The organism is Paraburkholderia sp. SECH2 (genome assembly GCF_030464795.1).
In the GTDB taxonomy this organism is placed as follows: Bacteria; Pseudomonadota; Gammaproteobacteria; order Burkholderiales; family Burkholderiaceae; genus Paraburkholderia; species Paraburkholderia aspalathi.
The window spans coordinates 301,378-316,547 of the sequence record NZ_JALPRH010000001.1 but is presented as its reverse complement, the minus strand read 5'-3'; the positions used below and the strand labels follow the sequence as shown (position 1 = coordinate 316,547).

The 15,170-nt window shown below is 60.2% G+C and carries 11 protein-coding genes and 1 pseudogene; 8 read left to right on the top strand and 4 right to left on the bottom strand.

The genetic code is table 11. The features are described from left to right. Positions 1-58: 58 nt before the first annotated feature. A complete protein-coding gene (locus M0D66_RS01425; protein ID WP_211707870.1) occupies positions 59-2,491 on the top strand; it encodes a DNA-binding protein in 2,433 nt (810 codons plus the stop codon). A 200-nt stretch (positions 2,492-2,691) separates the two neighbouring features. Further along, complete coding sequence (locus M0D66_RS01420; RefSeq protein WP_211700210.1) at positions 2,692-2,898, top strand: hypothetical protein; 207 nt, start codon at positions 2,692-2,694, stop codon at positions 2,896-2,898. 63 nt (positions 2,899-2,961) lie between these two features. Here the strand turns inward: M0D66_RS01420 and M0D66_RS01415 are convergent, their stop codons facing one another. From M0D66_RS01415 to M0D66_RS01405, 3 genes are all read right to left on the bottom strand, one after another. Then, positions 2,962-3,690, bottom strand: a complete 729-nt coding sequence (locus M0D66_RS01415; RefSeq protein ID WP_211707871.1) for an OmpW family protein — start codon at positions 3,688-3,690, stop codon at positions 2,962-2,964. A gap of 429 nt (positions 3,691-4,119) precedes the next feature. Next, on the bottom strand, positions 4,120-5,385 hold the full coding sequence (locus M0D66_RS01410; protein WP_211707872.1) for a leucine-rich repeat domain-containing protein: 1,266 nt from the start codon (positions 5,383-5,385) through the stop codon (positions 4,120-4,122). Between the two features lie 148 nt (positions 5,386-5,533). After that, on the bottom strand, positions 5,534-8,287 hold the full coding sequence (locus tag M0D66_RS01405) for a glucosidase (RefSeq protein WP_211707873.1): 2,754 nt from the start codon (positions 8,285-8,287) through the stop codon (positions 5,534-5,536). Positions 8,288-8,500: 213 nt separating this feature from the next. On the opposite strand from M0D66_RS01405, the gene M0D66_RS01400 reads away from it, so the two are divergent. Further along, positions 8,501-9,463, top strand: a complete 963-nt coding sequence (locus tag M0D66_RS01400; protein WP_211707890.1) for a pseudouridine-5'-phosphate glycosidase — start codon at positions 8,501-8,503, stop codon at positions 9,461-9,463. Positions 9,464-9,498: 35 nt separating this feature from the next. Here M0D66_RS01400 and M0D66_RS01395 read toward each other — a convergent pair whose 3' ends face one another. Next, positions 9,499-10,527: a hypothetical protein gene (locus M0D66_RS01395; protein ID WP_211707874.1), complete on the bottom strand. Its 1,029-nt coding sequence runs from the start codon at positions 10,525-10,527 to the stop codon at positions 9,499-9,501. Between the two features lie 235 nt (positions 10,528-10,762). Between M0D66_RS01395 and M0D66_RS01390 the strand changes: the two genes are divergently transcribed. The 5 genes and pseudogenes from M0D66_RS01390 (at position 10,763) to M0D66_RS01370 (ending at position 15,075) form a co-directional block, all read left to right on the top strand. Next, on the top strand, positions 10,763-12,433 hold the full coding sequence (locus M0D66_RS01390) for an MASE1 domain-containing protein (RefSeq protein WP_211707875.1): 1,671 nt from the start codon (positions 10,763-10,765) through the stop codon (positions 12,431-12,433). Then, entirely contained in the window at positions 12,357-13,079 is a 723-nt protein-coding gene (locus M0D66_RS01385) for a response regulator transcription factor (protein ID WP_308112669.1), read from the top strand. The genes M0D66_RS01390 and M0D66_RS01385 overlap by 77 nt, the downstream gene beginning before the upstream one ends. Before the next feature lie 402 nt (positions 13,080-13,481). Next, the gene (locus M0D66_RS01380) at positions 13,482-13,745 is read left to right on the top strand and encodes a DUF4148 domain-containing protein (protein WP_266208854.1); all 264 of its coding nucleotides are present in this window, start codon (positions 13,482-13,484) and stop codon (positions 13,743-13,745) included. 149 nt (positions 13,746-13,894) lie between these two features. Continuing rightward, positions 13,895-14,218, top strand: a pseudogene (locus tag M0D66_RS01375) (CidA/LrgA family protein); the annotation flags it as partial. Positions 14,219-14,340: 122 nt separating this feature from the next. Next, a complete protein-coding gene (locus M0D66_RS01370) occupies positions 14,341-15,075 on the top strand; it encodes an LrgB family protein (protein ID WP_200620972.1) in 735 nt (244 codons plus the stop codon). Positions 15,076-15,170: the final 95 nt, after the last annotated feature.

Sequence of the window (15,170 nt, the reverse complement as noted above, 5' to 3'; positions counted from 1 at the left end):
GGAGTAACGTATTGGGGACTCAATTTTTCGTCAGGCCAAAATGAGCTTTGAGGCGCTTATGTCTACGGACGCAGACACAATCACGGACGAACTCGTCGCCGGAATCGCGGATCGCATGGTCGAAGAGGGCCGGAAGGTGTCCCCGGTGACCATTTGGCCGGAGATTCCCGGCGGTTCGATCGTTGCCATTGCGGCAGCTTTGCAGCGCTGGCGCGAAGCGCGACAGCCTTTCACCCCGCATGTGCAGGTCCAGGCCGGGTTGCCGGAGCACATTGCCGAGACCATGACGAGTGCCGCTGAGCGGCTCTGGATGGCCGCCCAAGGCGAAGCTGACCGGGCGGTCAGTCAGCACCTGAGTGCCGTGCACCAGCACCTCGACGCCGCCCGCTCGGAACGGGACGAGGCGCTTGCCGAGTATCAGAGGACGACGGCGGAAGTCGAAGCCGGGCGTGAGCGGCATAGTGCGCTGACGAGCGCGCTGAGCATCGCCGAAGATACGTCCACGCGTCTCGCGGCAGAACTCGCAGCCGCGACGGGGCGCGCTGAGGCCGCCGAGGCTCGGGCCGAAGAGCTGGCGCAGCGTGTGTCGGTGGAAGAGGCCGCGCTGGAACACACGAGGGCAGAACTCGACCAGGAGCGTCACGCGCGTGGGGAGTTGGCCGCTGCTGCTGCCAGCCACAACGATCAGATCGCACAGATGAAGCAGGAGGTCGACGAGGCGCGGCAGGAGGTGACCGCGATGGGCTACGACTGTCAGGCGAAGTCGGCCGAAGCGGATCGAGCGTTGGAGGAGGCCAGCGATGCTTCGGCGCGCGCAGAAGCTGCCACGGCGCAGATGAACGAGGGTCTCGCGCGGGTCGCTGGACTGGAGGCTGAGCGGGATGAGGCGCGCTTTGCGCTCGAAGCAGAGCGCCAGACAAGCGCGGCGCGGAGCGAAGAAGCATTGATTCAGTTCGATGAATTGCAGCGCGTCGGACGGGAACTGGAGGCGGCGCGGGAGCAGGTTAGCGCGATGAGTGCGACGCAGGCGGCTGTGAGCGCTGAGCTGGCTCAGGTTTCGCACGATGCGTCTGTCACGCGGGATGAACTGGCTCGGGTCTCGCAGGACGCGTCTGCCGCGAAGGAGCGGGCAGAGTTCGCCGAGCAGCATGCAGCGACATTGCAGCAGCGCCTCGAGGAAGTCGAGCAGGCGAAGTCGTCCGAAGCTGAGCGATGGGCGCAGGAATCTAGCGCGCATTCGGCGCGTGCAGAAGCCGCTACGGCGCAGGCGAATGAGAGCCTCGCGCGGGTCGCCGCGCTGGAGGCTGAACGGGATGAGGCGCATGCCGCGCTTGCTGCGGAGCGTCAGGCGAGCGCAGCGCGGAGCGAGGAAGCGTCGGGTCAGTTCAACGATCTGCAGCGCGTCACTCAGGAACTCGAGGCGGCGCGACAGCAGGTCAGCGCCATGACTGAAGCGAACGCGGCCGCAACCGCTGAATTGCTCCAGGTTTCGCACGACGCGTCTGCCGTGAAGGAGCGGGCAGAGTTCGCGGAGCAGCATGCGGTGACGTTGCAGCAGCGTCTTGCAGAAGTTGAACAGGCGAAGTCCGCTGAAGCGGAACGATGGTCGCAGGAATCCAGTGCGGCTTCATCACGCGCAGAAGCTGCTACGGCACAGGTGAGCGAGAGCCTCACGCGGATTGCTGCGATCGAGGCTGAACTCAATGAGGCGCACACTGCGCTTGCTGCTGAGCGCCAGACAAGCGCAGCCCGTGGCGAGGAAGCATCGGGCCAGCTCAACGAACTACAACGCGTCACCCGAGAACTTGAAGACGCTCGGATCGCACTCGAAGCAGAGCGGCAGACAAACGCAGAGCGGAGCGGGGCAGCGTCGATTCAGCACGAGCAACTGGAAAGCGTCACCCGAGAACTCGAGGCGGCGCGGGAGCAGGTCACCGCAATGACTGAGGCGAAAGCGGCCGCGATCGCTGAACTGGCTCAGGTTTCGCAGGATGCGTCGTCCGCGAAGGAGCGGGCAGAGGCCGCCGAACAGCATGCGGCGACATTGGCGCAGCGCCTTGGGGATGCCGAGAAGGCTCGCGCGGAAGAAGCGCGACGTAGCCATCAACTTGCCCTTCAAGCGGGCGACTCTGCGAAGGCGGAAGAAGTTGCCGAGTTGCAGCGGCAGATATCGGCTCAGGCCAGAGCGCATGAGAAGGCCTTTAACGAGCTTCGCACGATTGCTGAACAATGGGTGGAGCATGCCAAGGACCTGAAGGAACGTCTCGCTTCTGCAAACGAGAAGCTTCTGTTCGTCGACTCACGCAGCACAGGAGAAGTGGCGCTCATCCGCAAGCTCTCGTCTGAACTTGAGCGGCTTAAGCCTGATAGTGAGTTGGTCTCCCGGGACACGCAGCAAAAGCTGATCGGGGCGACGATGGCTGAGCGGCTTTCGCAGAAGGGCTATCGGTATGACCCGACGACGGCGGTTATGTCGAAGGTAGAGCGCTGATTTACGCGCGTTTCACGTCAAGAGACAACGGCGTCACTACGCCGAGCGGAGGCGGTGCGGAGGCCGCCTCCGCTCAAGCATCGACTTTCTTTCACGTTCTTTGCGGCCCCGCAGTCGGCGATACCCGCGTGCTATGGTCTGTCCGGAAATGAGAAACGGACATTCAAGACTCACGGACGCGGGGAATGGAACGGTTCTTTATGCGGCGCGGCAGCGCCGTGATTATGTTGCTATATCACCGCCGTGGCTGGCAGGGAAAGATTGCGACCGCCGCGGACGACAACGTCGAAAGGGAAATGCTCGAAATCGAATCGATAGACCGGCTGGTACTCGACGTCCGCGCCGGCCGGATTCGTACATTCGAACTGACCGATCCAAAAGCCGTTGAAGTGAACGTCATTGACTAACGGCTGGTTGAAGGCACTTATCACGCTGGGTTCCGCATTGCATCGGCGCAATGCGGAGCTCGGTTAGAAACGATACCCGATAGAAACATAAGAAATGATCGGGTTCAGCTTGAGCTTTGTGCTACTGGTCACCGTTCCTACCTGGGACTTGGTAGTCAGCGTGGCACGCGTCGACAACTGCATATACGACAGCGAGACATCGACCGACCAGTGCTTGTCAATGTTATAGGCAAAGCCGGCATTGATGACCGGCGCAAACGAGTTGCTCAACTTCGCGGTTGTCGCCCCTTCTAGCGCGGTGCCATAGGTTTGCGAATACAAGAAACTGCCGCTCGATACTGCTGAGCTCAATTTAATGCCGCTATACCACACGTACGATGCGCCCGCGCCAACGTAAGGACGGAAGTTACTCTTTGCATCGTTGAAGTAGTACTTCAGGAGCAGCGTCGGGCTCCATTCGTAAGCGGAGCCGATCTGGCCAAGCGCGGAGAGCGACCCGGTGCCGGTTAGATGGAACTTCGGCGGTATGCCGAGCACGGCGGTCGTGGCAATGTGATCGGTGATGAAATAGGTGGCTGTCAGACCGAAGGTATCCGAATCATCGACTGTCGCGCCCGTGCCGGTCTCCGTTACGCTCGTGCCAAGCGCGTTGACCGTCAGCGGTTTGCTCGAGTCCTGCGGCGCGAGATGAAACCAGCCGAAGCCTGCAACGATATCGCCGGCGCTCTGCGCGTGGACGGCCGTACTCACTAACAATGCGGCAGCCACGCCGAATGCCTTTATCTGCTTCATCTTATCTCCTCTGTCTTTACTGTTTTTGCTGCCTTTGCTGAATAGGCAGTGCTGATTCTATGCGTACGTCCGTGCTATTTGCGATCTGTTCTGTCGAATGTGACCTCTGAAATTTGGTAAGGATTTAGCACCCAGCCGAATCAGATATCGAATACGTGTGACTACTTTTAGCGGGCGTAAGAAAGCCAAAAGCCCGCTGGTTAGAGCGGGCCTCCGGTTGCCTTTTTGGAAGAAATGCACTGTGCCTCAGCGCATTGAAATCAACGCGCTAAGGTGGGTTTATTTAACCGTAGAAGAAACGCTATACGCAAGGAAGATGGCGACGATATCGATGTCGATTTGCTTCCCTTGCCTTACTGGTTTGATGCGGCACGGGAGCCACGATGGCTGACGCCAGCCTCGCTTACCTGTTGAAAAACTGTCGAATGATCACCACACGATTCGCGTTTTTGGAAGCGCCGCTTTGAGATCGTCGACGTTCCTGGCCTGGGTGCCATACAGAACGAGCTCTCGCAGGCCAGTGAGCCCTTTCAGCGCGTCGACGTCTTCGACAGGGGTGTTCGCAAGATAGAGTTCCTGCAAACCGGTCAAACCTCGCAGTGGATCGATGTTTCGAACCCTGGTGCGAAAGAGATTGAGCATTCGCAGGCTTTTCAGGTCTGTCAGCGCCTCGATGTTCTCGACCCGGGTGTCGGCGAGATTGAGCCTTTGCAGGCCGGTGAGCCCCTTCAATGCATCGATGTTCGTCACTTGCGTGCGAGCGAGCACCAGCGTGTTCAGCTGAAGCATGCCTTGCGCCGCGTCGATATCATCGACCTTCGCGCCGTCCAGCACGAGCGTCCTGAGCGAGGACATTCCTTTTAGTGCGTCGATGTCTCGCAGCGGCGTGTTCGCTAGATAGAGCGCTTGAAGACCGGAGAGCTTTTTCAACTCACTGATGCTGTCGACCTGGGTTTCGTTGAGGTCGAGCGTCTGCAAGGAGGCGAGCTGGCTGAGCGCGTCGACGTTCCGGACGTTCCTCGCACCCCCGAGTTTGAGCGTTGCCAGATGAGGCAAATCTTCGAGCGGATTGAGATCGCGAACCTGTGTATCCCGCAGGTCGAGTTCTCGCAGATCGCGCAGGTTCTTGAGCGCGTCGAGATTCGAGACGCGGGTATCCCAGAGGTTCAGCGATTGCAGACCGGTCAGCCCTTTTAGCGCGGCGATGTTTTCGACTTCGGTGCGATGGAGCACGAGCCTTTTCAGCGAATGCACGTCCTTCAGGGCGTCGATGTTCCAGACGGGCGTGTCTGTCAGGTCAAGCGATTCCAGATCGTCCAGTTCCTTCAGCGAATCGAGGTTATCGATCTGGGTGCCTGCCAGATTCAGTTCAATCTTGCGGTCGGAATTCTTTAGATGTGGCAAAGCGGCCGCGAGCTGAGATGCCGTCATTGTCGGTTTCGCCCGCAACGCCAGGCATTCCGAGTCGGGTGTGGCTGTCGACGCGTGGCTGTCGTTGCAGGTGCCTTTGAGGAATCCCAGTTCGCTCAGCGCCCGTTCGTCCGGGCTCTTGTGGAACGGGTTGAAGATCAGCAGCAAAATGCCGAGCAACAGCACAATTGCGCCGCCGATGGCCCATGGCTTGATGATTCGCGGCAAGGACGTGTTCGGACCTTCAGCGCTTGAGTTCGTGGTTGACGGCGGGATTTCGGGCACGGCGGGCTCACGTAGTTCAGGCTTCCTCCTTTATACACGAAGTGCGGGACGCATTCCGCCCAGGCAACGTCACGCTTCGCGCCACGCGTGAGAGCCGGCGACACGTTCTGCCAGCCTTGTGCGTCATTGGCCTTTCGGCAGCGAAACGCTACCGGGCCATGGCTGGTGCGGTGTCCTCGGCCACCGACGCAACATCAGGCGCTGCCTCGGGCGCTACATGGGCCAGCTTCATCATGCGTGGCTGGAGCAGCAGCGCGACGAGCCCGCTCCAGCCGGTCTGATGCGAAGCGCCGACCCCGCGTCCATTGTCGCCGTGAAAGTACTCATGGAACAGTACGAGATCCTGCGAGCGCGGGTCGGCTTGCAGCATCGGATAAGCGGCCATCACGGGCCGCACGCCTTGTGCATCTTTGAGAAAGAGCGTGGTGAGCCGCCGTGCGAGGTCGTCGGCAATCCCGCTCAGCGAAGCACGGTTGCCCGATCCCGTCGGATATTCGATGCGAAACTCATCACCGTAGTAGCGATAGAACTCATACAGCGATTCGATCAGCAAGTAGTTGACGGGTATCCAGATCGGCCCGCGCCAGTTCGAATTGCCGCCAAAAACACGCGAGTCCGATTCGGCTGGCTGGTATTGAACGCGGAGGCTCACGCCATCATGGTCGAAGACGTACGGTGCATCCCGATGCACACGGGAAAGCGCCCGCACGCCGTGCTCGGAGAGAAATTCGTTTTCATCGAGCGCGCGGCGCAACAGCGCTGTCATCCGCTGTCCGCGCAACAACGACAGCAGCGTGGTGTTACCCGTGCCGGGTTCGGTCCAGCGCGACACCAGCTTTGCCAGATTGGGCCGATGATCGAGAAACCACGCCAGCCGTTCGCGCAATCCCGGCAGATGACCGTACACCCGATCCTCGAGCACGTGAACGGCGAACAGCGGAATCAGTCCGACGATTGAACGAATGCGCATTGGCACACGGGTTCCGTCCGGAAGGTGCAGTACGTCGTAGAAGAATTCGTCTTGTCCGTCCCATAACCCTGTTCTGCAGCCTTCGCTGCAACTGACCGCTTCCGCGATATACAGAAAGTGCTCGAAGAACTTCACGGCGATTTCGACATACGCGTTGTTCGTCATCGCCAGTTCGAGGCCGATCTGCATCAAGTCAAGCGCGTACGAGGCCATCCATGCAGTGCCATCGGCCTGATCGATGCGGCCGCCGGTCGGCAGCGGCGAAGACCGGTCGAAGATGCCAACATTGTCGAGTCCAAGAAAGCCGCCCTGAAAGATGTTGCGGTCATCGGCGTCCTTCCTGTTTACCCACCACGAGAAATTGAGCAGCAGCTTGTGGAACATGACTTCGAGAAACTGATGATCGCCTATGCCCGTCACCTCGCGGTCGAGTTCATACACACGCCATGTTGCCCACGCATGAACGGGCGGATTCGCATCGCCGAACGCCCACTCGTAGGCAGGCAATTGCCCGTTCGGATGCATATAGCGCTCCTTCACGAGCAGCAGCAATTGCTTCTTCGCGAAGTCGGGATCGATCATGGCGAATGCGACCGCATGAAACGCGAGGTCCCACGATGCGTACCACGGATACTCCCACTTGTCGGGCATCGACACGACGTCGCCATTGCACATGTGCCGCCAGTCCGCGTTGCGGCCGCGCCTCCGTGCTCTCGGTGGCGTCGGTTGGCCGGGGTCGCCGTCGTGCCAGCGCGTCACGTCGAACTGGTAGTACTGCTTCGACCACAGCATGCCGGCGAGCGCCTGACGCTGCACGAGCCGTGCATCGGCGTCAGGGATGTCGTGCTGAAGCGCCGCATAGAATTCGTCGGCCTCCGCTTGCCGGCGCGTGAAGAGTTCTTCCATGTCGAGCGTCACGGCATCCGAAGCTGCAGCCGGGGACGATTCTGGACGCCAGCGCAGATACAGCACCGAGCGCTCATGAGGCGCGAACTGTAGATACACATGCGCGGCGGCGCGGGTGCCCTTGTCGCGCCGAATTGCCTGCTCGTCGCCGTCAACGAGGTAGTCATTGAAGCCGTCTTTGAACGGCCCCGTTCCTTCGAAGCCGAAAATGCGGCGCACATTCGTTTCGTTTTCACAGAAGAGCCACTCGACCGGCTGTTGCGCCGACGCCGTCACGATCATCGTGCCGAGCGCGGGATTGTGCGCGACGACGCGGGCGCCTTCCTCAGTATCCGGTTCGAGCGTGAGCGACGGCTTGCCGGGCTTGCCCGACCACGCCCACCGGTTGCGCGCCCAGAATTGCGGCAACAGGTGAAGCGCCGCGCGCTGATCAGCGCGGTTTTCGACGCTAACGCGCATCACGATATCGTCCGGCGTGTGCTTCGCATACTCGACGCAGACGTCGAAGTAGCGGTTATCGTCGAACACGCCCGTATCGAGAATTTCATATTCGGGCTGATCGGCGCCGCGCCGCAGATTTTCATCGATCAGATCCTGGTACGGGTACGCGTCGTGAGGATACTTGTACAGCATCTTCATGTACGAATGCGTCGGCGTGCCGTCGAGATAGAAGTAAAGCTCCTTCACGTCCTCGCCGTGATTGCCTTGCTCGTTCGTCAACCCGAAGAGCCGTTCCTTGATGATCGGATCGTGCCCGTTCCAGAGCGCGAGCGATACGCACCAGTCGAGCGGATCGTTGCCGAATCCGGCAATGCCGTCCTCACCCCAGCGGTACATGCGGCTGCGCGCATGGTCGTGCGGAAAGTAGTCCCATGCGGTGCCGTATTCGCTGTAGTCTTCGCGAACGGTGCCCCATTGCCGGTCGCTTAGATAAGGCCCCCAGCGGCGCCAGCGGTCGAGTTCCGGACCATGGAGACGGGCACCTTCCTTCGACTGGAGCAGATTGATTGCGCGTAGCGGTGGCATGGACCCTCCCAACCTGAAATCGACCATCCAACGCGCTCAGGGCGTGAATGTCGTTTCCTTTCCATCACGAGCGCCGTGTGTGCGATGCACATCAGGCGCTTAACATCCTCTCTGCGGTGCGTTAATGATAGGCGTCATCGCGCTGCAGCAGGCGACTCGTGGAGTAGTCTTGTGTTGCATACTTAAGTGAATGACATCACCGGATACATCGACATGGTTGCGGACCTTGCACACTCGTGGTTGACATGCAGCGCACCCGTGGCCGCTGCACAGGCCGCCGGCCGCCCGCTTGTGGCGCTGGAATCGACCATCATCGCTCACGGCATGCCCTATCCAGAGAACGTTCGCACTGCGCGTGAAGTGGAGGCCTTGATCCGTGACCTGGGCGCCGAACCCGCGACTATTGCACTGATCGGCGGGCGAATCCGCATCGGCCTTTCGGACGACGAACTGGAACTGCTCGGCCGCTCGGACCAGGTACACAAGGTCAGCCGCCGCGACTTGCCGGCAGTGCTGGCCGACGGCGGGCTTGGCGCCACGACAGTGGCTGGCACGATGATATGTGCCGCTCTCGCCGGCATCGAGGTCTTCGTTACCGGAGGCATTGGCGGTGTGCACCGGGGCGCGCCCGAAACCTTCGACATTTCGGCCGACCTGCAGGAATTGGCAAAGACCTCGGTGGTGGTGGTCTGTGCCGGTGCGAAATCCATCCTGGACATCGGGCTCACGCTGGAATACCTGGAAACACACGGCGTGCCGGTGCTCAGTTGCGAGCAAGACAATTTCGCTGCGTTTTACACGCGCGACAGCGGTTTTCGCGCGGACTTCAGGCTGGACGACGCGGCACAGCAGGCACGCTTCATCCGCACCAAGTGGGACTTGGGCCTCGTGGGCGGCGTGGTGTTGAGCACGCCGGTGCCGGAAGCGGCAGCGATGAGCTTCGAAGAGATCGACGCGCTGACTCAGCAGGCGCTCGCCGAGGCCACTGCGAAGGGAATCACCGGCAAGGCCGTGACCCCCTTCCTGCTAGCTCGCATCAAGGCACTGACGAGCGGACGCAGCCTGGCAACAAACATCGCGCTCGTGAAACACAATGCCGAGGTGGGGGCAAGGCTGGCGCTGGCGTTGGCACCTGCAGCGAACGACGATAGCCGACATCCCCGACCGTCCCGTTAGTTAGCTGATTAACGGATTTTCCAATGTCGTCCGTTTCATTGGGCATCGTCATTTCCATCATGTTGCCGGCCTCCTCTCGACCGGACCGCGATCCCGCCCAGGGTGACCGGACCGGGGGTGGAGTCCTCGATGATCTGAGACGGCGCCACATTGCCCCTTGCCCCCGGCGCGAACGCGAGAATGCGCAGGTTCGGCTCGGCATCAAAGAGCCGCCCGTCCGAGGAGACGGCGATCTTGTTTCCCGGCAAGCCGGAGCCAGTGATTCCCGTGGCGGGACCGCTGATTGTCCGTAGCGGCGGCACGTCGCCGTTCGCCTTGGCGGCGAAAACGCTCACCTGGATCTGCATCACGTCCGCGGTTTGGTTGTAGACGAATAGCTCGTCCGTACGCGGATCGACAGCGATCGTCATGTTGTTCCTTGCAAAAAGTCCGGCCCCCGGCAGCAGGCCGGTTTTGCTACCCGTGAGGCTGCGCAGGAGCGGCGGCGAGGTCATGCTCCGACGCGTGCCAAACGTGTCGATGATCGCTGCCCCCCGTACGTCATAACCCGCAATCAGCAGATTGTCGTCGCTGTCGATCGCAATGCTCACGTACTGGACGATATTCGGATCGGTGATGTGAATCGGATTGGTTACAGGCCCGGAGCTGTTGGCGGGAGCGACCAGCACTCCCGCTTCCGCGGGGCGAACGGTCAGGACGAAGTCGTTGAGGTGGGAATCCACCGCGATGCTGAGCAGGTCATTTGTCATCGTCAACATGAACGACCGACCGGGTGCCTCATTTCCTTCGGCCTTCCGCGGAAAGATGTCGACGGTGCTGTTGGTAAGAAACTGCGCGACGTGAAAGGAGTCCTTCTTGTCGATCACTGTCGCTCCAGCTGTCATGAGAGTGGTGAGCGACCCTTGCAGCACCTGGCAGGGCTCGGTGGCTCCGTTGGCGCGCAAGGAGTAACCGCGAATCTGATCACCGAGAATGAGGAAGACGGCGTCGGTGGGGCAGGCGGCGTGCGCCAGTTGGACCCCGAACAGCATACTGACGACGGCGACACATAGCGCGGGTTTCATGACACGCCTCCTTGGTCATATAGTGCGAATGCGCCATTCAAGCATAGACCCCGGCCGGAGGCCGAACGGAGTTCCGCCAGTTGGAACCTGTGTTTTGGCGGGCGATGCGAGCGCGCACCCATCAATATCGAACGGTAGTCCTGTGTGCTAACGTGTTACGGCCCCATGTCGCATGCTGTTTGCGGGCTGAGCCGGGACGTGTGGGGCATCGCTCGCATGAGGGGTGAAGCGAACCATGGCCATTATTCGGTGCGATTCCAGGTTCAGGCTCTTCCTGCTCACCGGGCTTGTGGCATTGGCTTACTACGCAGGCGCAAAAGTAGGGCTTGCTTATGCGATAGTGGGCGGCGCAGTGTCTCTGGTGTGGCCCTCCAGTGGCATCGCCCTTGTTGCACTGCTCGCTCTAGGCTTCGAAGTTGCCCCCGGAATCGTCATTGGCTCTTTCCTCGCCAACGTGTCGGTGGGCGTGCCCTTGCCAGTGGCCGCTGTGATCAGTGTTGGCGCGATAGTTGCAGCCTTGACGGCGGCAATACTGTTGAACCGCGTAGCCCGATTCCAGATCACCCTCGACCGCATCAAGGACGTGTTAGCCCTCATTGCTCTCGCTGCGGTGCTCAGCACGGCAGTGAGTGCGCTGATCGGTGCGACCGCCGTATTCGGAGGGGGCTTGATGCCGGCCGCCGAGTACGGCGCAGCCTTTCTGAAATGGTGGCTCGGCGACATGATGGGCGTGCTCGTGGTGGCTCCGCCCCTGCTCAGCCTGCTCGTGTATCCGAATCCCATCCGCTCGGTGGAGCAGGCCGTGGAGGCGTGCGGACTGACCATTGCGACCGTCTGGGTGAGCTACCTCATCTTCGGCGCTCCGCAACTTGCCGGACACGGCTACTATCCTGCAGCCTTGGCGATCTTTCCGTTCATCATCTGGGCGGCTCTGCGCTTCGATCACCTGGGCACCAGTCTCGCGACCTTGATGGTTTCAGTCGTGGCTATCTGGTGTACCACCCACGGCACGGGCCCCTTCGCCGCCAATTCTCCGGTGGATAGCCTCGTGAGATGGTGCACCTTCGCGAACGTCGTGGCGATAACCGGACTGCTGCTGGTGGCGGCACGTGCTCAGGAGCAGCGCGTTCATCGCCTGCTGCAGTCCTCCTACATCGAATTGGAACGGCGCGTAGAGGAGCGAACCGAAGACCTGGAGAAGACAAACAGCGAACTCAAGGAGGAGATCGCGCAACGCCGTCTGTTGGAAGAAGAACTGATCCAGATCGGCGATCAGCAGCAAAGACTCTTCGGCCGGGAACTGCATGATGGACTTGGGCAACACCTGACCAGCCTGGGTCTGTACTGCGCCGCCTTGAATCAGAAACTGCAGACGCAGGGCCATCCAGCCGCCGCCGACGCCGCTACGATCGTCGGATTGGTGAAGCAGTCGTCCTTGATGACCCGCAGGATTGCTCATGGCCTGGACCCGGTCGCCATTGAATATGGTGGCCTTGCAGCCGCACTACATGCGCTCGCGGAAACGGCTCGTACGCTTGATGGCATAGACTGCATGCTCCGGATCCAGCCAGATGTAGACTTACTGGATCAGCCTACTCAGATCAACCTGTATCGTGCGGCACAGGAAGCAGTCAACAACGCGCTGAAATATAGCGAAGGCCGCCACATCTGGATCGACCTGGACCGCGTAGGCGGTTTCCAGACGCTCTCAATCAGTGACGACGGGGTGGGCGTCGGCCCGGAACAAATGGAGCGTGCCTCAGGACTGGGACTCCAAAACCTGCGTCACCGGGCGAGTCTTCTGGGCGGCGCTTGCACCGTGACCCGCAATGCTTTGGGTGGCACTACGGTCGCCATCAGCTATCCGATACCGGAGCGCCCAGACCATGCACGGGAAGCCGTCTAGCCCAGGCCGCGCGACTCAAATCCTGATCGTGGATGACCACCCCATCATCCGGGAGGGGATGACACACTTGCTGAATCTGCAAGAGGATCTGCACGTCTGCTGCGCGGCCGGCAGCGCCGAAGAAGCCCTGGCGGAAATGGCCTGCCTGCCCGACATGGCCATTGTGGACATCAGTCTGCAATCGGACTCTGGCTTGGATCTTGTCAAGACCCTCCGCCACCGCTACCCAAAATTGGCAATCCTTGTCCTCAGCATGCACGACGAAGGCCTGTTTGCCGAACGCGCACTACGGGCCGGGGCAAACGGATATCTGATGAAACTCGAGGCCACAGAGCATGTCGTGAGCGCCATCCGCGAAGTGCTGGCAGGCAATATTTATTTGAGTGCCGCCATGCATGAAAACCTGGCGCGAGCCCTTGCGGGTCCCAGAAAAACGCCGGCAGGGCCAATTGCGAGCCTTTCGGTACGGGAATTCGAGGTCCTGCATCTGATCGGACTCGGCTTCGGTACCCGCGAAATCGCCACGAAACTGAATCGGAGCGTCAAGACCATCGAGGCACACCGGGCCAACATCAAAGAAAAGTTGAATATCCGGAGCGGCAACGAGCTGATGCGCTTTGCAATTCAGTGGATCGAGAGCCAATAGAGCGACGCCCAGTCACTGAATAAGGCAATCCCCTAGCTTCGTTTAGGAAAAGTGCCTTATTCATGCGCATGGGGTCAGCGCATACAGTGCAGTGGTACCTGCCGGCATGCCGCAACCCGTGGACGGGGTGGGCAGTTCAAACCCAGCAACTCCACGAGGATCGCCGCCAAGTGGCAGGTGATGAAAATAGATCCAGGCTGGGTGCCCGGTCCTATCCTGGAGCGGTCGCGACACAAATAAGGAAGATGACGCGGGAATAAAGGAAATTCTTCCCGGGTATTGCAAGAGCGTGCCGAGTCCTTGCGAGAACCTTTGATGCTTTTCGAAGCGGCACGAAATCCCGGCGCAAACCGCGTGATTCGATTGGCGTCGGGCATGTCATGCACCATGCTGGAGAATATGATGAAAGCTCTGACTTTGATCCCTATTGCCGCATTGACGTTGTGCACCACGCTCGCCTATGCGGCTGACAACACTGACACGTCTAGGACGGCCACCGACAGCAATGCAGCGATGACGACGGACGCTGTCGGCGGTATGTCCATGGGCAGTAGCGATAGCGGTGCCCTCCATGGCAAGACTCGCGCGGAGGTCAAACAGGAATTGCAGCGCGCCCAGCAGGACGGCACGATGGATCGCTTGAACGCGCTCTACGGCGGGCAGTGAGCGGATGCACGGGATGCGCGACGCTTTTTGCTCACCGCAATGATGACTGTTGCGAACGGGTGAATAAGATCTGGCATGACGGCTTTAACCCACGTTGTCGTGCTCTGCTGGTGGCTCAACGTGTGCGCGTCCGAATCGAAGGTGACCCGATGATCAAGACGTTCACGGTCCTTCTGGCCTACCAGTGCCTTGGCGAATTAATAGCCTACGCCGGGAACCTGCCGATTCCCGGCGCGGTTATAGGGATGATCCTGTTGTTAGCCTCACTGAGTCTCCGCCCCGGCCTTGCATCCGCCATTGAGAGCGACGCTCTTGCCCTGCTTAGGTTTCTGCCTCTTTTGTTCGTTCCAGCAGGAGTTGGCATCATGGCCTTCGCCGGCCGCGTGGCTCATGACCTGCTCCCGATAGCTGTGTCCGTTGTTGTGTGTACGGCGCTGACAATCGTCGTTACCGCGCTTGTTGGCCAAGGCTTGTGCGCTTTATGGCCCGCGCGCGCTGCATCGCTCGCAGCCCCGACAACACCGTTTGCATCGCCGCTCCATGCCGACGGAAACACCGCGCCCGCGGCTGTCAACATTGAGAAGGTTGATACACCGTGAACGTTCATCAGAACATCGCGTCCGCGTGGGCATTTCTCGGAACAACACCGCTTCTTTGGCTGACCCTCACGTTCCTCGCCTACGCAATCGCGCAGGTCGTTCACGGTTCGCTAGGAAAAAGTGCGCTCGCGAATCCCGTATTAATTGCAGTGGCGCTTTTGATATTTGCCTTGCGTGAATCGAACACGTCGTATGTCACTTACATGCAAAGCGCCCAGCCCATTCATTTTTTGCTTGGACCTGCTATCGTCGCGCTCGCTATACCGATGCACCGACAATTGCCTAAATTGCGCCGGCTAGCCCTGCAGTTGGCTGGCGCACTTGTGGCGGGCTGTGCGACGGGCATCTCATCAGCCATTTTGATCCCAAGGCTCCTGGGGGCCACGGGTCAAATACTTGCCACGATTGCTCCGAAGAGCGTGACGGCAGGAATTGCTATCCGTATCTCCGAGAAAATCGGCGGGTTGCCGTCGCTGACGGCCGTCATTGTGATCATGACCGGCATCACTGGCGCGGTGATTGGCAGTGGACTTTTGAAGTTGATTCACGTGTCGAGGCATGACCTGGGTGGCTTCGCACTGGGTGTGGCGTCCCATGGAATCGGCACTGCTCGTGCGTTGCAGATGAGTGAAGAAGCCGGTGCATTTGCAGGCCTCGGGATGGGCCTGAACGGCATTCTGACGTCCTTTGTACTGCCGATTATTTATCCAATCCTGAGCGTTTTTTCCTGACGCGACAGATCCACTTACTTCTATTTCGACGACGCAGGCGTGTTGCGCTCGACGCAAAAGAGCCCGGACCCGCTTCACGATCACGCCGACGATCA